Below are 22,436 nucleotides of genomic sequence, written 5' to 3' on the forward strand. Positions count from 1 at the left end.
GCGAGTGCACTGCACTCGCCGGTCTCTTCTGTTCGGCGGTCCGAGCGACGGTGGTCACCACTGTCGCAGGGTGGAGATCCGCTCGGTGAGCTGATCGACGGTGGCGATCGCGGTGGGCGGTCCCCCGCACACGCGACGCAACTCGCCGTGGATGGTGCCGTGCGGTTTGCCGGTCCTGTGATGATGCATGGCGACCAGACTGTTCAGTTCCCGGCGCAGCTGCGCGAGCTGTCCTGCGGCCGCCACCCGGTCCGCGACCTGCGGCACGGGTGTGTGGGCGGGCGCGGCGGGAGCAGGCTGCGGCTTGTCCAGCTGCTCCGATTGCCGCTGACGCAGCAGGGCGCGCATCTGGTCGGCGTCGAGCAGCCCGGGCAGACCGAGGTAGTCGGCCTCCTCGTCGGAGCCCGAGAACGTGGCCGTCCCGAAGGACGAGCCGTCGTAGATCACCTGATCGAGCTCGGCATCCGCGCCGAGGGAGGTGAACGCCTTCTCCTCCTCGCCGAGTTCGTCCTTCTGCTTGTTCGCGTCGGCGAGAAGGTCGTCGTCGAATCCGTCTTTCTCGCGGTGCGGTTTGCCGAGCACGTGGTCGCGCTGCGCCTCGAGCTGGCTGGCCAGGTCGAGCAGCACCGGCACCGACGGGAGGAACACGCTCGCGGTCTCGCCCTTGCGGCGGGACCGCACGAATCGCCCGATCGCCTGCGCGAAATAGAGCGGGGTGGACGCGCTGGTGGCGTACACGCCGACGGCCAGGCGGGGTACGTCGACGCCCTCCGACACCATGCGGACGGCGACCATCCACTTCTGGGTGCTCGCCCCGAACTCGGCGATCCGCTTGGACGCCGTCGGGTCGTCGGAGAGCACCACGACCGGATCTTCCCCGGTGACCGCCTTCAGCGTCTGTGCGTAGGCGCGGGCCACGGTCTGATCGGTGGCGATCACCAGACCACCCGCGTCGGGCATGCCGCCCGTGCGGAGCTGGCCGAGCCTCGTGTCGGCGGCGTGCAGGACCGCGGGAATCCAGTCACCCGACGGGTCCAGTGCTGTCCGCCATGCCCGGGCCGTCTGTTCCGCGCTGAGCGGCTCACCGAGACGCGCCGAGAACTCCTCGCCCGCATTGTTCCGCCAGCGTGCCTCGCCGGAATAGGCCAGGAACACGACGGGCCGGACGACGCCGTCCGCGAGCGCGTCGGAGTACCCGTAGGAGTGATCCGCCTTCGAGCGCATCAAGCCCTCGCGATCGGGTTCGTATGTCACGAACGGGATCGCGCTGTCGTCGCTGCGGAACGGCGTTCCGGTGAGGGCGAGACGGCGGGTGGCGTCACCGAACGCCTCCCGGATGGCGTCACCCCAGCTCTTCGCGTCGCCGCCGTGGTGAATCTCGTCGAGGATGACCAGCGTGCGCCGGCTCTCGGTGCGGACCCGGTGCTTGAACGGGTGCGACGCGACCTGCGCGTACGTCACCACGACACCCTGGTAGTCGCTGGACGTCTGACCGGTCGAGTTGGAGAAGTACGAGTCCAGTGCGATGCCGTTGCGGGCCGCCGACTCGGCCCACTGGTGCTTGAGGTGCTCGGTCGGAGCGACCACCGTGACCTGGTCGACGGTGCGGTCGCGCAGCAACTCCGACGCGACGCGCAGCGCGAACGTGGTCTTACCGGCGCCCGGCGTCGCGACCGCGAGGAAGTCCTGCGGTCCGGTGGACAGATATTTGGTCAGCGCGCGACGCTGCCAGGCGCGCAGTGATCCTGCGGGTCTGGCCGGTTCGGTCTGTGCGAGGTAGGCCTCGGTGCCCACTATCTGCGCGGCCTCGGTTTCCACTCTCGGCGCCGACTGGGAGCCCACTGTCTCAGCACTCACGGGCTGCCCTCCGCTGACATGGCACTGTTTGCTCGCACTCCTCGGTATTCGATCGACATGTCCGGGTCCAGACCCGAAGGCGCTGTCCGTCAAGGAGCCTAGCGCCCGGATACGACGCGAACCGCATTCGCGAGTTCCGATAGTGGCAGATTTGTCGCGACACGAGGACAGCAGCGGTGGGCAACCGGGCGTGTCGTCAGGGATGCTGGAAACATCATGACCGAAACGCCCTCGAAAACGCCGAAGAGTGGCGGCGACCCACCCAGGTCCGGGTGGCATCCGCTACGTCGGACGCTGAGCGTGATCGGTCGCACAGCGAGCAAGGCGTGGGACGATTCGATCTTCGGGAAGGCGGCCACGGCGGCGTTCTGGCAGACGCTGTCGCTGCCCCCGCTGCTGCTCGGGCTCCTCGGGATGCTCGGATACGTCGGCGGGTGGTTCGGGCCCGACACCGTCGACATCATCCAATCCAAGATCATCAACTTCAGCGGGACGGTGTTCAGCGACAACGTCGTCGAACAGATCATCCGACCGACGGTCGGCGACGTCCTCGAACGCGGACGCCCCGAGATCGTGTCGCTGAGCTTTCTGCTGTCCCTGTGGGCGGGCTCGTCCGCCATCTCCACGTTCGTGGACTCGATCGTCGAGGCACACGGCCAGCAGGAGGCGCGGCATCCGGTGTGGCAGCGCGTGTTCGCGTTGCTGCTCTACGTGATGTTCCTCATCCTCGCCGTGTTCACCCTGCCGCTGGTCGCGCTGGGACCGACGCTCGTCGGCAGGGTACTCCCGGAGGCGTGGCGCACCATCGGGACGGAGATCGTCGACACGTTCTACTACCCCGCCGTCGGTCTGCTGCTGATCGTCGGTCTGACGACCCTCTACAAGGTGGCGCTGCCCCGGTCGCTGCCGTGGCACCGGCTGCTCGGCGGTGCGCTGGTCGCGGGCGTGTTCTTCCTCGGGGCCAGCACCTGCCTGCGCTGGTACCTCTCCTGGGTCGCAGGCACGGGGTACACGTACGGGGCACTGGCCACGCCGATCGCGTTCCTGCTGTTCACGTTCTTCCTGGGTTTCGCGGTGGTGCTCGGCGCCGAGTTCAATGCCACCGTCCAGGAATTCTGGCCTGCCCGGGCAACCCGTATCGACCAGATGCGGGACTGGATCGCGGCGCAGGCCGACAGCTCACCGTCGGCGGGCCCGGTGACCAGCCTCACACGGCGTATCGCCACCGGTCCGATCAAGATCGTCGGCGAACGCACATCACCGGACCGTCCCGAGCCGGAGTCCGGGAACGACGTCGAGCCCGACAGCTCGGTACGGGAACGTCCCGAGCCACCGGGTGTGCGGCGCGCGCCGGCGAAGCCTCAGTCGCCCTTGCGTAATCCTTCGTAGATCTTCTTGCAGTCGGGGCAGACGGGCGATCCCGGCTTCGCCGATTTCGTCACCGGGAACACCTCGCCGCACAGGGCGACGACGTGGGTGCCCATGACGGCGCTCTCCGCGATCTTGTTCTTCTTCACGTAGTGGAAGAATTTGGGAGTGTCGTCATCGGTCGACTCGTCGGTGGTGACGTCGGGCCGTTCCTTGGTTTGAGTGCTCACCCCTCAATAATGCCGCAACCGGCCGGCGATCCCACCCCCTGCCGACCCCTTGTGTGCAATTGCCGCCCGACAGTGGAACAGTGGAGTCATGGCACGAAGTGCAGGGTTCGGCGCGTCCCACGACGCCGGCTCACCGAACAATCCGGTTCTCATCACCGAAGCAGCGCGATCCATCGAGGATCAACATCGCGCCCGTGTCCGCAAGTACCTGCTCATCATGTCGTTCCGTTTTCCCGCGCTGATCTTCGCGGCGGCGGCGTACGGCATCTGGGAGAACCCGTGGATCTCGATGGCGATCATCGGCCTGTCGATCCCGCTGCCGTGGATCGCGGTCCTCATCGCGAACGACCGGCCCCCGCGCACCAAGGACGAGCCCAGCCGCTACGACCACCGCGAGTCGCCGTCCACCGCCCTGCCCGCGCCGCCGCACCACACGATCGAGGGCTGACGACGCCGCACAATCGAGGGCTGACGCCGCAGCGGCGCGTACTGACACAATGCACGGGTGAACCGTGACGAACTGCTGTCGATCTGCCCTTCGCTGCGCGAGGCGCTTCTCCGCAACCGTTACGACACGGACACTCTGCTCGACGCGCTCGGCCCCGAGAACCACGCCGCGCTGAGCCGCAACGAACCGGTCCCGGTGCGCCGGGCCAGCGCGGGCTGCGGGGAACTCGGCACCCTGATCCGCCTGTTCCTGCTCACCGACGACTGTCCCGCCGCCGAGGTGGCGGCGGCGCTGGCCCCGCTCACGGTCGAGGATGCCGTCTCCGCCGGCTTGCTCGAGTCCGACGGCGACGTCGTCCGGGCCGCCCTCGACCTCCGGCCCATGGACATCGGCGGGGGCAACCGCTGGGTGGTGTCCGACCTCGACGGGTCCCTCCGGCCCCGCGAGACACCCGTCGACCACGTCATCGGCGTCGGGCACGCGTCGCTGTCGCTGCTGCAGGCCACCCCGACGGCACCGGTCGGGTCGCTGCTCGACGTCGGGACCGGCTGCGGCATCCAGGCACTGCACGGAGCCTCCTACGCCGACACGGTGACCGCCACGGATCTCAACGTCCGTGCCGTCGATCTCGCGGCCGTCACGGCGGCGCTCAACGAGGAGAAGATGGAACTGCTCGCCGGGTCGTGGTTCGAGCCGGTGGAGGGCCGCACGTTCGATCAGGTGGTGGCCAATCCGCCGTTCGTCGTCAGCCGCGCGCGGGTCGGGCACACCTACCGCGACTCGGGTCTCGACCTGGACGGCGCGAGTGAATTGATGATCTCCGGGGTCGCCGACTACCTGGCACCCGGCGGGACCGCGGCGCTGCTGGCGTCCTGGATCCACGTCGAGGGCGAGGACTGGCGGGCCCGGGTGGCGTCCTGGCTTCCCACCCACGGAATCGATGCGTGGGTGGTGCAGCGGGACGTCGCGGACCCCGCCCTGTACGTGGGTACGTGGATGCGGGACGGCGGCCTCGACACCCGCGACCCCGCCACCGCGACGATCGCCGAGGAATGGCTGGATCACCTGGCGAGCGCCGACGTGGAGGGAATCGGCTTCGGGTTCGTCTACCTGCGCCGCACCGACGCACCCACCGACCTGATGGCGGAGGATCTCACCCACGGCTTCAGCGATCCGCTCGGCGCGGAGGCGCTCGGATACTTCGAGCGGGTGGCGTGGCTGCGGGAGCACGACGTGCTCACCGCGCGGTTCCGCGTCGAGGAGAGCACCGCCCTCGAGCGGGTGTTCCTCCCCGGCGACGACGGCTGGACCCAGGTGGTCGCCCGATTGCACCGCGGCAACGGCCCGGCGTGGCAGCACGAGGTCGACGATCTCGTCGCGTCCCTCGTCGCGGGCATGCGCGGCGGCGACGGCCTCGTGCTGGGCGAACTGATCGAACTCCTCGCGGCGGCCCACGGCGTCGACGCCGAGGAACTCGCGCAGTCGGCCGTCCCCCTCGTGCACGCCCTCGTCCGGCACGGACTGGTGCTCCCCACGTAGCCGACGGGTTCCCGAACCGTCCCCCTTATACGTGTTCTCAGCAACTTCTCAGGACCGAATCGAGGAACCCGCAGGTCACAGCCTCTTCGTAAATTACCGGCCGGGAACTTTCCCAGGCCTTCGGTGCGTTGATCCATATGAGACACCACCGATGAGGAGGCAAGTCATGACAAGCCCCAGCACCACAACTCGCATTCGTCCCAGCGCTGCCGATCTGGACGCCCAGAGCCCCGCTGCCGACCTGGTCCGCGTCTACCTGAACGGAATCGGCCGCACCGCTCTGCTGACGGCTGCAGACGAGGTGGAACTGTCCAAGCGAATCGAGGCTGGGCTGTACGCGGCGCACATCTTGGACACCGGGAAGCGACTGTCCCCCGCCAAGAAGCGCGACCTCGCGACGATCGTCCGTGAAGGACAGTCCGCCCGCGCACACCTCCTCGAGGCCAACCTGCGACTCGTCGTGTCGCTCGCGAAGCGGTACACCGGTCGCGGCATGCCGCTCCTGGACCTCATCCAGGAAGGCAACCTGGGGCTGATCCGCGCGATGGAGAAGTTCGACTACGCGAAGGGGTTCAAGTTCTCGACGTATGCCACCTGGTGGATTCGTCAGGCCATCACCCGCGGCATGGCCGATCAGAGCCGGACGATCCGGCTGCCAGTGCATCTCGTGGAGCAGGTCAACAAGCTGGCCCGGATCAAGCGTGAGCTGCATCAGCAGCTCGGGCGTGAGGCGACGGACGACGAGCTGGCCGAAGAGTCCGGAATCCCGGCCCACAAGATCGCCGACCTCCTCGACCACAGCCGCGACCCGGTAAGCCTCGACATGCCGGTCGGCAACGACGAGGAAGCACCGCTCGGCGACTTCATCGAGGACTCGGAGGCCACGTCGGCGGAGAACGCGGTCATCGCCGGTCTCCTGCACAGCGACGTGCGCACCGTGCTCGCCACCCTCGACGAACGTGAGCAGCAGGTCATCCGCCTGCGTTACGGACTCGACGACGGTCAGCCGCGCACCCTCGACCAGATCGGCAAGCTCTTCGGGCTCTCCCGCGAGCGGGTCCGCCAGATCGAGCGTGAAGTGATGGGCAAGCTGCGTCAGGGCGACCGCGCCGAGCGGCTGCGCTCCTACGCCAGCTGACACTCCCCCACCCGGAATCAGCGCCGGTGCCGGTCGTACGCGACCGGCACCGGCGTTGTGCTGTCCGCCCGGACCCCGCTTCGGGTCTGCGCGGCACAGTGGTCAGCGCAAGCGGCGGGGACCGAGGTCGGCGACACTCGGCTCCGGGCCGATCCGCACACGCGAATCGGTGATCTGGGCGCCCTCCGCCGAGGCGAGTACGGGTTCGCAGGCCAGTTCCCGCACCTCGGGGAGGTCGTCGGCGAGAGCCGAGATCCGCTGCACGAGGTCGACCAGGGCGGATTTGTTCACGGGCACCGCGCTGCGATACCCGGACAGCAGCGGCGCGGCCTTCGGTGCGTCGATCAGTTCGGCCGCGGCGTCCTCCGTGAGGGGCAGCACCCGGTAGGCGCGGTCACCGAGGAGGTCGGAGATCACGCCCGCCAGTCCGAACGAGATCAGCGAACCGAACGACGGGTCGTCCTGCACACCCACCACACAACCGATTCCCTTGGTGGCCATCCGCTGCACGTGGAGCAGTGGTTCACCGGACGCGGCGGCGAGGTCGCGGTAGGCCCAGCGGACGGAGTCGGGCCCGACCAGGTCGAGTCGGACACCGCCGAGGTCCGGCCGGTGCCGCCACTGCTCACCGGTCGCCTTGACCGCGACCGGGTACCCCAGTTCCTCCGCGGCCTGTACGGCCTCGTCTTCGGTGGTGGCGGACCGGAAGTCCACGACGTCCACGCCATAGCACGCGAGGAGCTGCGACGCCTCGAAGTCCGACAACCAGCGCCCGGACGACGCCCCGAGCCAGCCGTCGACCATCTCCTTCGCCCGTTCCGGATCGATGCCGTTGGGGCGCACCACCTTCGACGACGGCTTCCGCTTCCATGCCGCGTACCGCCACGCACGCGCCAGTGCAAGTGCCGCGCGCTCGGGGCCGGGATACGAGGGAACCGAACCCCGGGTCGGGTGCCCGTCCTCGCCCCGCACGGCCAGCACGTCGGGCACGCCCTCCGCCGCGAGGAACGTCGTCAGCACAGGTTTGTCCGCTTCCCGGACCGCTTCCCGGAGCGCCTGGGCATAGGGTTCGGCGGGCACGGCGACCGGCGGGACGAAGACGGCGATCACCGAATCGACGTCGGACGACGCCAGCGCGGTCCGCACCGCCGTCGCGAACTCCTCGGGACCGGCCTGCGGGCCGAGGTCGACCGGGTCGCCGACGTGCAGTCCTTCACTGCGTGCGGCGTCCGCGGCGAGGACGCCCAGCGCGGTCGAGTTGCCGACCACGGCGAGCCGGGGGCCTGCCGGCAACGGCTGGTACCCGAACAGCAGCGCGCAGTCGAACAGCTGGGAGATCGACCCGACCTGCACGACCCCGGCCTGCTCGAACAGGGCACGCACGATCGAATCGTCCATTTCGCCACCGCTGGCCGCGAGCGCGGGCGGAACGGCGTGCCGGCCGCTCTTGACTGCGACGATCGGCTTGTTCCTGGCCACCCGGCGCGCGATGCGCGAGAACTTGCGCGGATTGCCGAAACTCTCCAGATACAGCAGCACGACCTCGGTGGCCGGATCCGAATCCCAGTACTGCAGGAGGTCGTTGCCGGAGACGTCGGCGCGGTTACCCGCGGAGACGAAGGCGGACAGGCCGATTCTGCTCCGTGCGGCCTCGTCGAGAATGGCGATGCCGAGTGCGCCGGACTGGCAGAAGAATCCGACGTTGCCCGGACTCGGGAGCACCGGCGCGAGGGTCGCGTTCAGCGACACCTCGCGGTCGTTGTTGGCCACGCCGAGCGCGTTGGGACCGATCAGCCGCATCCCGTGCGCACGTGCGGCATGGACGAGCCGACGTTCGGACTGCCTTCCGTCCGAACCGGTTTCGCTGAAGCCCGAAGACACGACGACGAGCGCCTTGACACCCTTGTCGAGGCAGTCGTCGAGGACGGCGTTGATCGACTCGGCGGGAACGGCGACCACCGCGAGATCCACCTCGTCGGGGATGTCGCGGACCGTCGGGTACGCCCGCACACCGTGAACCGAACGGTGCTCGGCGTTGACCGGATACACGGGACCGGCGAATCCTGCCCGCAGCAGGTTGGTCAGAACGGCGTTACCGACCTTCGCTCGGTCGGTCGAGGCACCGATCACCGCGACCGATCGCGGACTGAGCACGTTGCGCATGCTGCGCGCCTCCGCCGCCCGCTCGCGGGAATTACGCACGGACACCATCGCTTCGGTGGGGTCGATCGCGAACTCGAGCCTCAGCACTCCGCCCTCGAAACTGCGGCTCACCTGGTACCCCGCCTCGCGGAAGACCGTCACCATGTTCCGGTTCTCCGCGAGAACCTCGGCGACGAACATCGTCAGGCCGTTCTCCGCGGCCGCCGCGGCCAGGTGCTCGAGCAGGATCGGCCCCAGCCCGCGGCCCTGATGCGCGTCGGCGACGACGAACGCCACCTCCGCGGACTTGCCGTCGCCTTCGCCGGTGAGCCGTTCGTAGCGCCCGACGGCGATGATCTCGTCGCCGAGGACCACCACGAACGCCACCCGATCGTGGTGGTCGACGGTGGTGAAGTGGACGATGTCCCGTTGCGACATGGTCGGGTAGGGGCCGAAATACCGGAGATAGCGGGTGCGTTCGGAGAGCTTCGAATGGAACGCCACGAGTGTGTCCGCGTCCTCGGGCACGATCGGCCGCAGCGCCACCGCCCCGCCGTCGGCCGCCAGTACGTCGGCGACCCAGTGCCGCGGGTAATTGTGCGCGGCGTCGGGCGGATTCCTCTTCGGCTCGGTCGTGACCGCCTCCGCGCCGGTGTCCGTCGAGGAGCTTCCGTCCGTCGGCTCAGTCACGGGGATCCTCCGGGTCGAGTCCGAGTAGCGGGAAGCAGGCGCGGCGGGTGGCGATGACGGCCGAGTCGATGCGTGTCAGGGCGCGGTCGACCGAGGGGACCCCGGTCTCCGGTGTGCCACCGGGTCCGTCCCAGGACAGGTAGTCGACCTCGCCGCCGTCGCCCATCGTGTCCGGCAGGTCCACGCTGGGCGCGAGCGCGTGGGCCCGCTCCTGCCAGTCCGCGGGTACGGCACGGGCCGTGTCGATCTCGCGGTCGAGTGCCGCGGCGATGAGGTGGGTCCAGGCACGGGGGACGACGCGGACCAGTCCGTACCCACCGCCGCCCACGGCCAGCCAGCGACCTTCGGCGTAGCGGTCGGCCAGATCACGCATCGCGAGAAACGCGGCCCGCTGGCCGTCGACCGTCAGCGCGAGGTCGGCCAGCGGATCCTCGCGGTGACTGTCGACACCGCACTGGCTGATCACGATCTGGGGACGGAACGCGGCGAGAGCGCCCGGGACGACGGCGTGGAAACCTCGCAGCCACAACGCATCGACGGTGCCGGGCAGCACAGGGAGGTTGACGGCGGTGCCTTCCGCGGCCCCCTCCCCGACTTCGCTCGACCAGCCGGTGTTGGGCCAGAGTGTCGCCGGATGCTGGTGGAGCGAGATCGTCAGCACCCGCGGGTCGTGGGCGAACGCGTGCTGCACCCCGTCGCCGTGGTGGGCGTCGACGTCGATGTAGGCGATCCGGTCGAAACCGTTGTCCAAAAGCCAGGACACGGCAATGGCGACGTCGTTGTAGACGCAGAAGCCGGACGCCCAGTCGGGCATCGCGTGGTGCATACCGCCGCCGATACTCACCGCGCGCCGCGTGCGCCCCGCTGCGATCTCCTGCGCTGCGGCGAGGGAACCGCCGGCGAGGATCGCGCTCGCCTCGTGCATCTGGGGGAAGACGGGGTTGTCCTCGGTGCCGAGACCGTGCGGGGCGTCCGCGCCGAGCACACCCGACGTCGCCGAGTGGCCGGCCTGCTTGACGGCTTCGACGTACGCGGGGGTGTGGATCCGCAACAGATCCGCGTCCGACGCGGCCTCGGGCCGCAACAGTTCGACCCCCTCCAGGATCCCGAGGCTGCGGGCGAGCGACATGGTCAGCTCGAGCCGGGTGGGATTCATCGGGTGGTCCGCACTCCACCGATAGCTGAGATAGTCCGGGCTCCACACGACGGCACGGTTCGATACCAGTGCAGCCGAATCCTCCCCGGAACTGAACGACGCGGTCATGAACTCACGCTACTGGTACCCCGCGGAGGGTGCGAGCAGACCCCGCTACGACTACCGTCGACGCGCTGCGAGGCGGACGGCGCCGGTGAGGGGCAATCACCGGTAGAATCAACCGAGACGAAGGGGTGTGAGTGTGAAGGATCTGGTCGACACCACGGAGATGTATCTCCGGACGATCTATGACTTGGAAGAAGAGGGCGTCGTCCCCCTTCGAGCACGTATTGCCGAACGACTCGAGCAGAGCGGTCCGACGGTCAGCCAGACCGTCGCCCGGATGGAGCGTGACGGTCTCCTCCTGGTCGCCGGCGACCGCCACCTGGAACTGACGGAGAAGGGCCGCGAACTCGCGGTGTCGGTGATGCGGAAGCACCGCCTCGCCGAACGACTCCTGGTCGATGTCATCGGCCTCAAATGGGAAGAGGTTCACGCGGAGGCGTGCCGCTGGGAGCACGTCATGAGCGAAGAAGTGGAGCGGCGCCTGGTGGAGGTGCTCAACAACCCGACGACCTCGCCGTACGGAAACCCGATTCCGGGGCTGGCGCAGCTCGGGCTGGACCGCCCGGTCGACGCCCCCGAGACGCTCATCCGTCTCACGGACGTGCCGCCCGGGAAGCCGACCGCGGTCGTGGTCCGGCGTCTCGCGGAGCACGTGCAGTCGGATCCGGACGTCATCGGCCAGCTGCGTGAGGCGGGCGTCGTGCCCGACGCGCGTGTCACCGTCGAGACCAAACCCGGTTCGGTCACCATCACGGTGCCCGGCCACAGCGGTTTCGATCTGTCCGAGGAGATGGCGCACGCCGTCCAGGTGAAGCAGGTTCAGGGTTAGCGGATGAAACTTCTGGTCACGGGCGGTGCCGGCTACGTCGGCAGCGTCTGCAGCACAGTCCTGCTCGAACGAGGACACGAGGTCGTCATCATCGACGACCTGTCCACCGGTAACGCCGACGCGGTGCCGCTCGGCGCCGAGTTCGTCGAGGGCGACGTCGCGGAGGTCGTGTCGGACGTACTCGGCACGGGCGGCACTCCCCGTTTCGACGGCGTCCTGCACTTCGCGGCTCAGTCGCTGGTCGGCGAGTCCGTCCAGTACCCCGAGAAGTACTGGCGCGGCAACGTCGTCACCACGCTCGAACTTCTGGAGGCAATGCGGAATTCGGGGACGCAGAAGCTGGTGTTCTCGTCGACCGCCGCCACGTACGGCGAGCCCGAGCACTCGCCGATCACGGAGGCCGATCCCACGCGTCCCACCAACCCGTACGGGGCGACGAAACTCGCGATCGACCATGCCATCATGTCGTATTCGGTGGCGCATTCGCTCGCGGCGACCAGCCTGCGGTACTTCAACGTCGCGGGTGCATACAAGTCGGCCGGCGAGAACCGGGTCGTCGAAACGCATTTGATTCCTCTCGTGCTCCAGGTGGCGCTCGGTCAGCGGGAGAAGATCTCGGTCTTCGGAACCGACTGGCCGACGCCGGACGGAACCGCGATCCGCGACTACATCCACGTGCTCGACCTCGCCGAGGCGCACGTGCTGGCACTGGAGTCGTCGATCGAGGGCAGGCACCGCATCTACAATCTCGGTAGCGGTGCGGGTTTCAGTGTGCGCGAGGTCATCTCGGCGTGCGCGCGGGTCACCGGGCTCCCCATCGCGGTCGAGGACGCACCGCGCCGGGCGGGCGATCCCGCCGTGCTGGTGGCGTCGAGCGATCGTGCCATCGCGGAACTCGGGTGGCGGCCGGAGCACACCGACCTCGACGAGATCGTCGCCGACGCCTGGACCTACCTGCAGAACCTCGGCGACAGGTCGCACGCCGCGCAGCGGTGACGTTCGCTCACCCCTCGACCTGCGGGGGTAGCACGACGCCGACCTCCGCCGCACTGTCGTAGCCAACTCCGGCCAGGCCACGCACCTCGGCCGGCCGGAGTCCGGCGTGCAGCGCTCCGTCCAGCAACGTGGCCAGTACGTGTCCCGGATCAGAGTCCAGGGCAGCGGCCAGGGCGATTCCCGCGAACGGCCCGTCCCCACGAATGTAGGCACTGTAACCGAGCAGTGCCGCCGCGTTCGCGCGTTCCGGGTCGGGGAGGTTGCGGGTGAGGAGAATCCACAACTGCTCCGCGTCGCCGGCGTAGGCTCCGACCGCCAGCGCGAGCGCGCAGTCGCGAACGATGACGTTGTCCAGGGCCAGCGCCAGTTCCGCGTACTCCGGCGCGAGGAGTTTCTCGCCCGAGGACACCCGCGCGATGTGCGTCAGCAGCAGTTCGAGTTCGAGACGGTGGCAACGTTCCGGTGTTGCCGATCGTTGCGCCAATTCCCTTCGAAGAAGCGATGATTGACGGCCACGGCCGATGAGGGCGGCGATCTGCATCCGTTCGAGCGGTGGGCCGGCCTCGATCGTCGCTTCCAGCTCTTCGCGTGAGGAGCGGATCGGCCGGCCCTCGAGGACCTGCGCCACCGCGACCCGAGACGACGTGGGATCCGGCTGGGCGCCGTACCCACCGCCGCCGAAGAGACTGAACCACTCGCAGCCGTCCGCGATCTCGGCCGTCACGAACACGTCGAGCAGCGTGGTGGGTGCGAAATCCAGGAGATCCTCGAATTCTTCGACGATGGCGGCCAGTTCGACGCGGGAGACCGCGAAAGGGTCGGTGAAGCGGTCGTCGACCAGCACCAGGATCACTCCGGCCGCACGGTCCCTCTCGCAGACCGAGGCGAACTGCCCCACCGCCGCGTACATCGATTCGGTCGGTTCGTCGCCGCCACCGAGGACCAGGTCGTGTCTCATGACGGCACCGACCGCCGGGGTGGGCTCCCCGGACGATCGACCGTGCCGGCCGGAAACCGAGCAGAGCGGGCACCGAGGCGAGGAGTTCGCCCGGGTCGGACAACTTGACGGTGTACCGCTGTGAGAACGGTCCCCCGCCGGGGTCGTCGGAGAAGTCGGAACTGTGCGGAAATGCAGGAGTCGTCATGCATCAGACTCTGACCGGTCGACGCCGACGGACTCGGCACTCGACCTGGGAAAACACACAGGGCTGTGGATGAGCGCGAGGTTATGGACAACCGGCCCGCCACGCCGAGCAGACGCGCCGATTGCCAGAGAAGTCGTCGGAGCCCTGTGCTAAGGCCTCCGCTCAGCTGTTCTGCACCTTCTGCACGGCCGCGGTGAACACCTCGTCGAGCGCGACGGTATCGGCCTTCGCGTCGCCGAACGACATGAACGTCGCCGACACCCGCACGTCGCCGACCTGCGCGATCAACGTGACCATCGACTGGGTGACCTTCTCGCTCTCGTTACCCGACCTGACGGTCCGCCGGAGCGCGAGGGTGTCGTCGGCCCGGACGGGTGGCGCGGGCGTGACCTGGGTGGTGACGGTGGACTCGGCGCCGTTGTCGGTCACGGTGACCTCGCCGCATCGCTCCGTCTGCTTTGCCAGCTCGTCCAGGGGCGTGTCGGTCTTGGTGAGTTCGATCGAGATCGTCGAACGGCTCGCATTGTCGGTGCCGACGGCCATGACCGTGCCGGTCGGTCCGTAGTCCTGCGACGGAGGTGCGCAGTCCGCGGGGTCGACAACCGCGCCCTGTGGCACGCCCGTCAGGTCGGGCGCGGCCATCGACACGGCCTGCGCGGGCAGCACGATCGCCTCGTACCGGGCCGGGAAGTCGGCGGGATCGACCAGGAGTTTCGACAGTCCCTTTCCGGACGGTGTACCCGCTGAGATGGTCGTGCTCGGCTGCGGGATCCCGGAGACCGTCGAGGAGCACCCGGAGAGGATCGCCGCGGCGGCGGACAGCGCGACCACCGGGGCAACGATGGCCGTCCGTACCGCTGTGCGCCGAGACCTCACCGTCGACCTCCCGTGTCGGATCCGTGCCCCCGTCCGGGGCGCCCTTTCCGCCACTCTGCCACGCCGATGCACCGGCGGCGGGGAGGCTGCGGCTCAACTGCCGCGGGCGATCCACTCCTCCAGATGTGGGGCCTCGGCCCCGATGCTGGTGCCGTCGCCGTGCCCGGTGCGGACCGTCGTCGACGCCGGCAACGCGAACAGGCGGTCGCGGATGGACCCGATGATCGTCGGGAAATCCGAGTACGAGCGGCCGGTGGCACCCGGTCCGCCCGAGAACAGGGTGTCGCCACTGAACAACTCCCCCGCTTCCGGGAGATACAGGCAGCACGAACCGGGCGAGTGACCGGGAGTGTGGAGCACGCGGATATCGGTGCCGGCCACAGGGATCTCCTGTTCGTCCTCGATCGGTGCGTAGGCGACGGCGGGGTGCGTCTGTCGCCACAGCACGTCGTCGGCCGCATGGAGGTAGAGAGGAGCATCCAGCGCCGCCGCCAGTTCGGGCGCCACGGTGACGTGGTCGTTGTGCCCGTGTGTGCAAACGATGGCCCGGACCTTCCTGCCGCCGACCGCCTCGACGATCGGTTCGGCGGAATGGGCGGCGTCGACGACCACCACCTCGGAGTCGTCGCCGACGATCCACACGTTGTTCTCGACGTCCCAGGTGCCGCCGTCGAGACTGAAGGTGCCGGAGGTGACCACTCGGTCGATACGGACGCTCACGACGCGACCGCCGATCGCCTGATCCGGCCGGCAGTTGCTCGTACCCGCCTCGACATCGTGCACCTCCAGGATCGTTCTCCGGCTCGGACCGTGCTGTTCCCCACAGTGCCACAGTCTGTGCGCGGGATCTCGCTGTGGGCGAACACCGAACGGCCACCGGCGGGAATTATCGGTCGACCGCACCGTGTTCCCCCAGGGCGGGACCTCCGAGAGCAAAGTCCGACGTATCGATGCCGGAGCCGATAGGGGACACTGGAGGCCAGGCACGAAGGAGAAGAGGTCTGTGATGGACGAACAGTCGAAGATGTACGAGCTGGAGTTCCCGGCGCCGCAGCTGTCCTCCGCGGACGGGCAGGGACCTGTGCTGATCCACGGACTCGAGGGCTTCTCCGACGCCGGCCACGCCGTCAAACTCGCCACGACGCATCTCCGCGAGAGCCTGGAGAGCGAGCTGGTCGCCTCCTTCGCGGTCGACGAATTGGTCGACTACCGCTCACGTCGGCCCACGATGACGTTCAAGGCCGACCACTTCTCGGACTACGACCAGCCCGAGCTGAACCTCTATGCCCTGAAGGACACGGCGGGGACCCCGTTCCTGCTGCTGGCAGGCATGGAGCCCGATCTGCGCTGGGAGCGCTTCACCACGGCGGTGCGGCTGCTCGCCGAGCAGCTCGGTGTGCGCCGGACCGTGGGCATCAATGCCATTCCGATGGCCATTCCGCACACCCGCCCGCTCGGTGTGACAGCGCATTCCACCAACAAGGACCTGATCAAGGACCACCAGCGCTGGTCGGGTGAGCTGCAGGTGCCGGGCAGCGCGTCCTCGCTGATCGAATTGCGGATGGCGCAGCACGGACACGAGTCGGTCGGATTCTCGGTTCACGTTCCTCACTACCTGGCTCAGACGGATTACCCCGGGGCCGCCGAAACCCTCCTCGAGAATGTGAGTGACGTCACCGACCTGGATCTGCCGCTGAGCGCGCTGGGCGAGGCCGCGGCGCGCGTCCGCGAACAGGTCGACGAGCACATCGCGGGTAACGAGGAGGTACAAACCGTCGTCCACGCCCTGGAACGTCAGTACGATGCCTACGTAACGGCACAAGAGCAGCAATCCACGCTCCTGGCCAGCGAAGAAGATCTTCCGAGCGGAGACGAACTCGGCGCGGAATTCGAGCGTTTCCTCGCCGAACAGGCGATGCAGGACGGCAACGGCGGCGACTCCGAGGAGGAGGGCGGATCACCGGGCGGGGCATGACCGGCGAGCGGTTGTGCGGCCGCCACCCGGACACTGTGCGGCCGCACGGTCCAGTTGTTCACCCGACACCGGTGCAATAGCGTCGATGTGAAGCGGATGATTGAGCTGTCAACATTCGGGTATTGCATCTAGTTCAGGAGGCGACATGAGCGACAATCGCATTCGTAAGCTCAGGCCTGTACCGAACGCCGAAACCCGCATGATGTTCCGCACCATCCACGGTTACCGCCGCGCGTTCCGCATGGCGGGCGAGGGTCCCGCGCTGCTGCTGATCCACGGCATCGGCGACAACTCGTCCACCTGGACCGAGATCATCCCGCACCTGGCCAAGAACTACACCGTCATCGCGCCCGACCTCCTGGGCCACGGGCGGTCCGACAAACCGCGAGCCGATTACTCGGTGGCGGCGTACGCCAACGGCATGCGCGACCTCCTGTCCACCCTGGGCATCGACAAGGTCACCGTCGTCGGTCACTCGCTCGGCGGCGGGGTCGCCATGCAGTTCTCCTACCAGTTTCCGCAGATGGTCGACCGACTCGTCCTGGTGTCGGCGGGCGGTGTCACCAAGGATGTGCACCCGCTGCTGCGGCTCGCGTCGGTTCCGGTGGTCAACGAGGCGCTGAAACTGCTGCGCATTCCCGGCGCGATGCCCACCGTCCGACTGGTGGGCAACGTGCTGAGTCAGCTGAACGGCACGCGGCTGCGTCCCGGCGCGATGCTGCACGACACACCCGACCTGGTGCGGGTACTCGCCGAGTTGTACGACCCCACCGCGTACGAGGCGTACCTGCGCACCCTGCGGGCGGTCGTCGACTGGCGCGGCCAGGTGGTCACCATGCTCGACCGATGTTATCTGACCGAGAACCTTCCGGTGCAGCTCATCTGGGGCGATCAGGACGCCGTCATCCCGGTCAGCCACGCCCATCTGGCGCACGCGGCGATGCCCGACTCACATCTCGAGATCTTCCGCGGCGCAGGCCATTTCCCGTTCCGCGACGATCCGATGCGATTCCTGCGCACCATCGAGAAGTTCCTGTCCGGAACGCATCCCCTGCAGTTCGACGAAGCGAAGTGGCGGCAGATGCTCGTCACCGGCGTCGGTGAGAGCACCATCACCGGCAGCGCGTCCACCCGCATGGCGGTCCTGGACGCGATGGGATCGGACGAGCGCAGCGCGACCTAGGCCCGGCACCGGCACACCAGCGTCCGGCTAGCCTGTAGCAGTGCTTCTCTCCGACCTGCTCCCCGAGAACGCGGATTCCGATTCCGTTTTCGACGCCTTCACCTCCTGGACCGAAGAACGAGGTCTGACGCTCTACTCCGCCCAGGAAGAATCGGTCATGGAGCTGGTGTCCGGGGCCAACGTGATCCTGGCGACGCCCACCGGATCCGGCAAGTCCATGGTGGCGGTCGGCGCCCACTTCTACGCGATGGCCACCGGCAAGCGCACGTTCTACACAGCCCCGATCAAGGCCCTCGTCAGCGAGAAGTTCTTCGCCCTGTGCGAGGTGTTCGGCGCGGAGAACGTCGGCATGATGACGGGCGACGCCGCCGTCAACTCGCGGGCGCCGATCATCTGCGCGACCGCCGAGATCGTCGCGAATCTCGCACTGCGGGAGGGCCCGGACTCCGACATCGGTCAGGTCGTGATGGACGAGTTCCACTTCTACTCCGAGCCCGACCGCGGGTGGGCGTGGCAGGTCCCCCTCGTCGAACTCCCCCACGCCCAGTTCCTTCTCATGTCGGCCACGCTCGGTGAGGTCGACTTCTTCTCCTCCGATCTCACCCGGCGGACCGGACGCCCTACCACCGTCGTGGCGGGCACCGAGCGTCCCGTTCCCCTCATGTTCTCCTACGCCACGACGCCCGTGAGCGAGACCATCGAGGAACTGGTGACCACCAACCAGGCCCCGGTCTACGTCGTGCACTTCACCCAGGCCGCCGCCCTGGAACGCGCGCAGGCCCTGACCAGCGTCAACTTCTGTTCACGCGAGGAGAAGGACGCCATCGCCGAAGCCCTCGGCGGCTTCCGCTTCACCACCGGATTCGGCAAGACCCTCTCGCGCCTCGTCCGGCACGGCATCGGCGTCCACCACGCGGGGATGCTGCCGAAGTATCGCCGTCTCATCGAGAAGCTGGCGCAGGACGGTCTGCTGAAGGTCATCTGCGGCACCGACACTCTCGGTGTGGGGATCAACGTCCCCATCCGCACCGTGCTGCTGACCGGGCTGACCAAGTTCGACGGCACCCGCACCCGGCACCTCCGCGCCCGGGAGTTCCATCAGATCGCGGGACGCGCGGGACGCGCCGGCTACGACACCCTGGGCACCGTCGTCGTGCAGGCCCCCGAGCACGAGGTCGAGAATCTGCGTGCTCTGGCGAAGGCCGGCGACGACCCGAAGAAGCGCCGGAAGGTGCAGCGTAAGAAGGCGCCGGACGGCTTCGTCTCGTGGAGCGAGGCCACGTTCGATCGCCTCGTCGGCGCGTCACCCGAACCGCTCACGTCGCGGTTCTCCGTATCGAATTCCATGCTGCTCAACGTGATCGCCCGGCCGGGCAACTGCTTCGAATCGATGCGGCACCTCCTCGAGGACAACCACGAGACCCGCCCGGCGCAGCGCAAGCACATCCTCAAGGCGCTGTCGTTGTACCGGGGGCTGATCGACGCCGGCGTGGTGCAACGACTCGACGAGCCCGACGCCGACGGCCGCATGGCCCGGCTCACGATGGAACTCCAGCGGGACTTCGCGCTGAACCAGCCGCTGTCCCCGTTCGCCCTGGCCGCCCTCGAACTCCTCGACGCCGAGTCCGATTCGTATGCGCTGGACGTGGTGTCGGTGATCGAGTCGACCCTCGACGACCCGCGGCAGGTCCTCATGGCGCAGCAGCACTTCGCCCGCGGCGAGGCGGTCGCGCAGATGAAGGCCGACGGCATCGAGTACGAGGAGCGGATGGAACTGCTCGAGGAGGTCACCTGGCCCAAGCCCCTCGGCGAGCTGCTGTTCCCGGCGTTCGAGATGTACCGCGGTGGCCATCCGTGGATCTCGGAGTTCGCGCTGTCGCCCAAGTCCGTCGTGCGGGACATGGTCGAGCGTGCCATGACGTTCGCCGAAATGGTCAGCCACTACGGGCTGGCCCGTTCGGAAGGTCTCGTGCTGCGGTATCTCGCCGACGCGTATCGCGCACTGCGCCAGACCGTTCCGACCGAGGCCCGGACGGAGGAGCTCGACGACCTCATCGAGTGGCTCGGCGAGCTGATCCGCCAGGTGGATTCGAGCCTGCTCGACGAATGGGAGCAACTCACCGACCCCGGCGCCGAGGGAGACGAGCAGCAGGTCGCGTTCGGGGCCGACGTGCCACGCCCGATCTCGGCGAACACGAGAGCATTCCGGGTGATGGTGCGCAACGCCATGTTCCGGCGGATCGAACTCGCGTCGCGGCGGCGGTGGGCCGAGCTCGAGGGGCTCGACGACGGCATCGACGCCGACGAGTGGGAAGACCAGCTCCAGCCGTACTTCGACGAGTACGACTCGCTCGGCACCGGGCCGTCGGCGCGCGGCCCCCAGCTGTTCCAGGTGGAGACCGCGCCCGAGTTGTGGCGGGTCCGGCAGGTCCTCGAGGATCCGCAGGGCGATCACGGGTGGGCGCTGACGGCGGTCGTCGACCTTCCCGAGTCCGACGCGGCCGGCGAAGTGGTCTTCGACGAACTCAGCATCGTCGAGGGGTAGGTGTCAGGAACGCGGCCGGCGCGGCTGATCCCGCCGCGCCGCGTTCTTCTCCTTGATGCGGACGGTTTCCTTGCGGACCTCGGCCTGGGTGGCGCGTTCCTGCTGCAGCCACTCGGGGCGATCCGCCATCAGCGCGTCGATCTGCTCGGTGGTGAGCGCGTCGGTGATGCCGCCTCGTGCGAGGCCCGCGATCGACACACCCAGTTTCGCCGCGACCACCGGCCGCGGGTGCGGACCGTTGCTGCGCAGCTCCAGCAGCCACTCCGGCGGATCGCTCTGCAGTGCGCTCAGCTCGTCGCGGGAAACGACACCCTCCTGGAACTCCGCGGGGGTGGCCTCGAGGTACACACCCAGCTTCTTCGCCGCGGTTGCGGGCTTCATAGTCTGAGGGCTCTTGTGCGACGTCATGGTGTCAAGAGTAACGAGCGTGTGCGGTGCCGTTGACCGAGGCCGGTAGCCTGACGGGGTGACAGACGCGGATGCATCCCCTTCCTTCCGGCTCGCGTATGTCCCGGGGGTGACCCCCACCAAGTGGGTGCGGATCTGGAACGAACGGCTCCCCGACGTGCCGCTCACCCTCGTTCCGGCGTCCGCCGCCGAGGCACCCGGTCAGCTGCGCGGCGCCGGCGCGGACGCCGGTCTGGTGCGGTTGCCGATCGACCGGACCGGTCTCAGCGCCATCCCCCTGTACACCGAGATCCCGGTGGTGGTGGCGCCGAAGGACCACGTCGTGGCGGCGGTGGACCAGGTGTCGCTCGCGGATCTGGCCGACGACGTCGTGCTCCACCCGCTCGACGACACCCTCGAATGGGGCACGATGCCGGGACTGCCGGCCCAGGACCGCCCGGCCACGACGGCCGACGCGATCGAACTGGTCGCGGCGGGGATCGGGCTGCTCGTCGTTCCGCAGTCGCTCGCCCGGCTCCATCACCGCAAGGATCTCATCTACCGGACCGTCACGGACGGCCCCGAGTCGCGGATCGCGCTGTCGTGGCCGGAGGACCAGACCACCGAACTGGTGGAGGAGTTCATCGGCATCGTCCGCGGTCGGACCGTCAACAGCTCTCGGGGACGCACTGCGACGCCGGCTGAGCCGAAGAAGAAGCGCCCCACTGTGGCGGCAGCGCGGCAGAAACCGCCCGCGGGGGCCAAGACGTCGCGGTCCGGATCCGGAACGAGGGGCGGCAAGCGCGGCAAACCCCGGCGGCGGTCCTAGCCCCCGACCGGTGCGGCCTTGCCGAGCAGGCCGGCGAGTTGCCCGTAGTCGTCCGCGCGGGCACTGGACGAGCGGAACACGAGTCCGATCGTCCGGCCGGGTGCGGGCGCCGCGAAGCGTGCGGTCGCCAGCGGCCCCCGCCCCGTCTCCACCTTCACGGCGGATTCCGGCACCAGGGTCACGCCGAGTCCGCCCGCGACGCACTGCACCACCGTCGACAGCGACGTGGCGCGGGTGTCGCCGGCCACGGGGTGGGCGTCGACCGAGCGGCACAGGTCGAGGGTCTGATCGCGCAGGCAGTGCCCCTCGTCGAGCAGCAGGAGGGGAAGCTCGTCGAGCGTCTGCGGCGAGATGTCCGTGCGGCCCGCCAATGGGTGCCCCTCCGGGACGACCATCACGAAATCTTCCGTGTACAAAGGGATGTCGACGAGGCCGCTGACACCGCTCGGCAACGCCACCACGGCGACGTCGAGCGAGCCCACGCGCAACGCCTCCAGGAGTCGCGCCGTCTGATCCTCGATGACCTGCGGCTCCAGGTCGGGCAACTCGTCACGCAACGCCGGCAACAGGGCCGGCAGCACGTAGGGGGCCACCGTGGGGATCAATCCGATACGCAACGGTCCGGCCAGCCGGTCACCCACGCCCGCGGCGGTCGCGACGAAACCGTCCGCCGCTTCGAGGATGATCTTGGCCTGGCCGAGCAGGCGCTCCCCCGCCGCGGTGACGAGGACCCGACGGGTGCTGCGCTCGATGAGTTGCACGCCGAGCCCGTTCTCCAGCGCGGCCAGCGATTGCGACAAGGTGGGCTGGCTCACACTCAAACGCGCCGCGGCCGTGCCGAAGTGGCGATAGTCGGCCACTGCGACGAACGCACGCAGCTGCGACAGTGTGGGTTGATAACTCTGATCGGCCATACCTATCAGCGTAGCGCGATCTATCACCCTTGCCTTTCGGCGGTTTCGGGCGGGGTCGACGCGGGGCCCTTCGTCCTCTGCCGG

General features: G+C 68.5%; 19 protein-coding genes. 10 read left to right on the plus strand and 9 right to left on the minus strand.

The window, feature by feature from the left end; all coding sequences use genetic code 11:
- Positions 1-54: 54 nt before the first annotated feature.
- On the minus strand, positions 55-1,818 hold the full coding sequence (locus tag RJ1_RS10830) for a DEAD/DEAH box helicase (RefSeq protein ID WP_073359929.1): 1,764 nt from the start codon (positions 1,816-1,818) through the stop codon (positions 55-57).
- Between the two features lie 255 nt (positions 1,819-2,073).
- On the opposite strand from RJ1_RS10830, the gene RJ1_RS10835 reads away from it, so the two are divergent.
- A complete protein-coding gene (locus RJ1_RS10835) occupies positions 2,074-3,246 on the plus strand; it encodes a YihY/virulence factor BrkB family protein (RefSeq protein ID WP_073359930.1) in 1,173 nt (390 codons plus the stop codon).
- Here the strand turns inward: RJ1_RS10835 and RJ1_RS10840 are convergent.
- Positions 3,219-3,455: a DUF3039 domain-containing protein gene (locus RJ1_RS10840; protein ID WP_005240826.1), complete on the minus strand. Its 237-nt coding sequence runs from the start codon at positions 3,453-3,455 to the stop codon at positions 3,219-3,221. The genes RJ1_RS10835 and RJ1_RS10840 overlap by 28 nt on opposite strands.
- Positions 3,456-3,543: 88 nt before the next feature.
- Here RJ1_RS10840 and RJ1_RS10845 point away from each other — a divergent pair, with 88 nt between their 5' ends.
- From RJ1_RS10845 to RJ1_RS10855, 3 genes are all read left to right on the plus strand, one after another.
- Complete coding sequence (locus RJ1_RS10845) at positions 3,544-3,903, plus strand: DUF3099 domain-containing protein (RefSeq protein ID WP_073359931.1); 360 nt, start codon at positions 3,544-3,546, stop codon at positions 3,901-3,903.
- A gap of 57 nt (positions 3,904-3,960) precedes the next feature.
- Complete coding sequence (locus RJ1_RS10850; RefSeq protein WP_073359932.1) at positions 3,961-5,442, plus strand: DUF7782 domain-containing protein; 1,482 nt, start codon at positions 3,961-3,963, stop codon at positions 5,440-5,442.
- Positions 5,443-5,608: 166 nt separating this feature from the next.
- Complete coding sequence (locus RJ1_RS10855) at positions 5,609-6,580, plus strand: sigma-70 family RNA polymerase sigma factor (RefSeq protein ID WP_073359933.1); 972 nt, start codon at positions 5,609-5,611, stop codon at positions 6,578-6,580.
- A 102-nt stretch (positions 6,581-6,682) separates the two neighbouring features.
- Here the strand turns inward: RJ1_RS10855 and RJ1_RS10860 are convergent, their stop codons facing one another.
- Both RJ1_RS10860 and RJ1_RS10865 read right to left on the minus strand, forming a co-directional pair.
- The gene (locus RJ1_RS10860) at positions 6,683-9,412 is read right to left on the minus strand and encodes a bifunctional acetate--CoA ligase family protein/GNAT family N-acetyltransferase (protein ID WP_073359934.1); all 2,730 of its coding nucleotides are present in this window, start codon (positions 9,410-9,412) and stop codon (positions 6,683-6,685) included.
- Positions 9,405-10,676 (minus strand): acetoin utilization protein AcuC, encoded by a 1,272-nt coding sequence (locus RJ1_RS10865; protein ID WP_073359935.1) that lies wholly within the window; start codon positions 10,674-10,676, stop codon positions 9,405-9,407. The genes RJ1_RS10860 and RJ1_RS10865 overlap by 8 nt, the downstream gene beginning before the upstream one ends.
- A gap of 133 nt (positions 10,677-10,809) precedes the next feature.
- Between RJ1_RS10865 and RJ1_RS10870 the strand changes: the two genes are divergently transcribed.
- Both RJ1_RS10870 and galE read left to right on the plus strand, forming a co-directional pair.
- Positions 10,810-11,502, plus strand: a complete 693-nt coding sequence (locus RJ1_RS10870) for an iron-dependent transcriptional repressor DtxR (RefSeq protein ID WP_073360025.1) — start codon at positions 10,810-10,812, stop codon at positions 11,500-11,502.
- 3 nt (positions 11,503-11,505) lie between these two features.
- Positions 11,506-12,498 (plus strand): UDP-glucose 4-epimerase GalE, encoded by a 993-nt coding sequence (galE, locus tag RJ1_RS10875; protein WP_073359936.1) that lies wholly within the window; start codon positions 11,506-11,508, stop codon positions 12,496-12,498.
- Between the two features lie 7 nt (positions 12,499-12,505).
- Here the strand turns inward: galE and RJ1_RS10880 are convergent, their stop codons facing one another.
- The 3 genes from RJ1_RS10880 to RJ1_RS10890 all read right to left on the minus strand — a co-directional run bounded on the left by RJ1_RS10880 (position 12,506) and on the right by RJ1_RS10890 (position 15,239).
- Positions 12,506-13,456 carry a DUF4192 domain-containing protein gene (locus RJ1_RS10880; protein ID WP_240319694.1) on the minus strand — a complete coding sequence of 317 codons (951 nt, stop codon included), beginning with the start codon at positions 13,454-13,456 and terminating at the stop codon, positions 12,506-12,508.
- Between the two features lie 349 nt (positions 13,457-13,805).
- The gene (locus tag RJ1_RS10885; protein ID WP_378379442.1) at positions 13,806-14,519 is read right to left on the minus strand and encodes a DUF5642 family protein; all 714 of its coding nucleotides are present in this window, start codon (positions 14,517-14,519) and stop codon (positions 13,806-13,808) included.
- Between the two features lie 93 nt (positions 14,520-14,612).
- A complete protein-coding gene (locus tag RJ1_RS10890) occupies positions 14,613-15,239 on the minus strand; it encodes an MBL fold metallo-hydrolase (RefSeq protein ID WP_073360026.1) in 627 nt (208 codons plus the stop codon).
- 286 nt (positions 15,240-15,525) lie between these two features.
- Between RJ1_RS10890 and RJ1_RS10895 the strand changes: the two genes are divergently transcribed.
- The 3 genes from RJ1_RS10895 (at position 15,526) to RJ1_RS10905 (ending at position 20,222) form a co-directional block, all read left to right on the plus strand.
- Positions 15,526-16,494 (plus strand): proteasome assembly chaperone family protein, encoded by a 969-nt coding sequence (locus RJ1_RS10895; RefSeq protein ID WP_073359938.1) that lies wholly within the window; start codon positions 15,526-15,528, stop codon positions 16,492-16,494.
- Positions 16,495-16,639: 145 nt separating this feature from the next.
- On the plus strand, positions 16,640-17,677 hold the full coding sequence (locus tag RJ1_RS10900; RefSeq protein WP_073359939.1) for an alpha/beta fold hydrolase: 1,038 nt from the start codon (positions 16,640-16,642) through the stop codon (positions 17,675-17,677).
- A 40-nt stretch (positions 17,678-17,717) separates the two neighbouring features.
- Positions 17,718-20,222 carry a DEAD/DEAH box helicase gene (locus RJ1_RS10905; protein ID WP_073359940.1) on the plus strand — a complete coding sequence of 835 codons (2,505 nt, stop codon included), beginning with the start codon at positions 17,718-17,720 and terminating at the stop codon, positions 20,220-20,222.
- A gap of 3 nt (positions 20,223-20,225) precedes the next feature.
- Here the strand turns inward: RJ1_RS10905 and RJ1_RS10910 are convergent, their stop codons facing one another.
- Positions 20,226-20,630: a DUF5997 family protein gene (locus RJ1_RS10910; RefSeq protein WP_073359941.1), complete on the minus strand. Its 405-nt coding sequence runs from the start codon at positions 20,628-20,630 to the stop codon at positions 20,226-20,228.
- Positions 20,631-20,688: 58 nt separating this feature from the next.
- On the opposite strand from RJ1_RS10910, the gene RJ1_RS10915 reads away from it, so the two are divergent.
- Positions 20,689-21,438 carry a LysR family substrate-binding domain-containing protein gene (locus tag RJ1_RS10915; RefSeq protein WP_073359942.1) on the plus strand — a complete coding sequence of 250 codons (750 nt, stop codon included), beginning with the start codon at positions 20,689-20,691 and terminating at the stop codon, positions 21,436-21,438.
- On the opposite strand, the gene RJ1_RS10920 is transcribed toward RJ1_RS10915, so the two are convergent.
- Positions 21,435-22,352: a hydrogen peroxide-inducible genes activator gene (locus tag RJ1_RS10920; protein WP_073359943.1), complete on the minus strand. Its 918-nt coding sequence runs from the start codon at positions 22,350-22,352 to the stop codon at positions 21,435-21,437. The genes RJ1_RS10915 and RJ1_RS10920 overlap by 4 nt on opposite strands.
- Positions 22,353-22,436 lie beyond the last annotated feature (84 nt).

This window comes from Rhodococcus jostii NBRC 16295 (assembly GCF_001894825.1).
In the GTDB taxonomy this organism is placed as follows: Bacteria; Actinomycetota; Actinomycetes; order Mycobacteriales; family Mycobacteriaceae; genus Rhodococcus_F; species Rhodococcus_F jostii.

What these genes read in the sequence shown, in the direction of transcription:
- RJ1_RS10835 (WP_073359930.1), top strand. Translation starts at nt 2,074, where the DNA reads ATGACCGAAACGCCCTCGAAAACGCCGAAGAGTGGCGGCGACCCACCC.
- RJ1_RS10845 (WP_073359931.1), top strand. Translation starts at nt 3,544, where the DNA reads ATGGCACGAAGTGCAGGGTTCGGCGCGTCCCACGACGCCGGCTCACCG.
- RJ1_RS10855 (WP_073359933.1), top strand. Translation starts at nt 5,609, where the DNA reads ATGACAAGCCCCAGCACCACAACTCGCATTCGTCCCAGCGCTGCCGAT.
- RJ1_RS10865 (WP_073359935.1), bottom strand. Translation starts at nt 10,676, where the DNA reads ATGACCGCGTCGTTCAGTTCCGGGGAGGATTCGGCTGCACTGGTATCG.
- galE (WP_073359936.1), top strand. Translation starts at nt 11,506, where the DNA reads ATGAAACTTCTGGTCACGGGCGGTGCCGGCTACGTCGGCAGCGTCTGC.
- RJ1_RS10880 (WP_240319694.1), bottom strand. Translation starts at nt 13,456, where the DNA reads ATGAGACACGACCTGGTCCTCGGTGGCGGCGACGAACCGACCGAATCG.
- RJ1_RS10895 (WP_073359938.1), top strand. Translation starts at nt 15,526, where the DNA reads ATGGACGAACAGTCGAAGATGTACGAGCTGGAGTTCCCGGCGCCGCAG.
- RJ1_RS10900 (WP_073359939.1), top strand. Translation starts at nt 16,640, where the DNA reads ATGAGCGACAATCGCATTCGTAAGCTCAGGCCTGTACCGAACGCCGAA.
- RJ1_RS10910 (WP_073359941.1), bottom strand. Translation starts at nt 20,630, where the DNA reads ATGACGTCGCACAAGAGCCCTCAGACTATGAAGCCCGCAACCGCGGCG.
- RJ1_RS10920 (WP_073359943.1), bottom strand. Translation starts at nt 22,352, where the DNA reads ATGGCCGATCAGAGTTATCAACCCACACTGTCGCAGCTGCGTGCGTTC.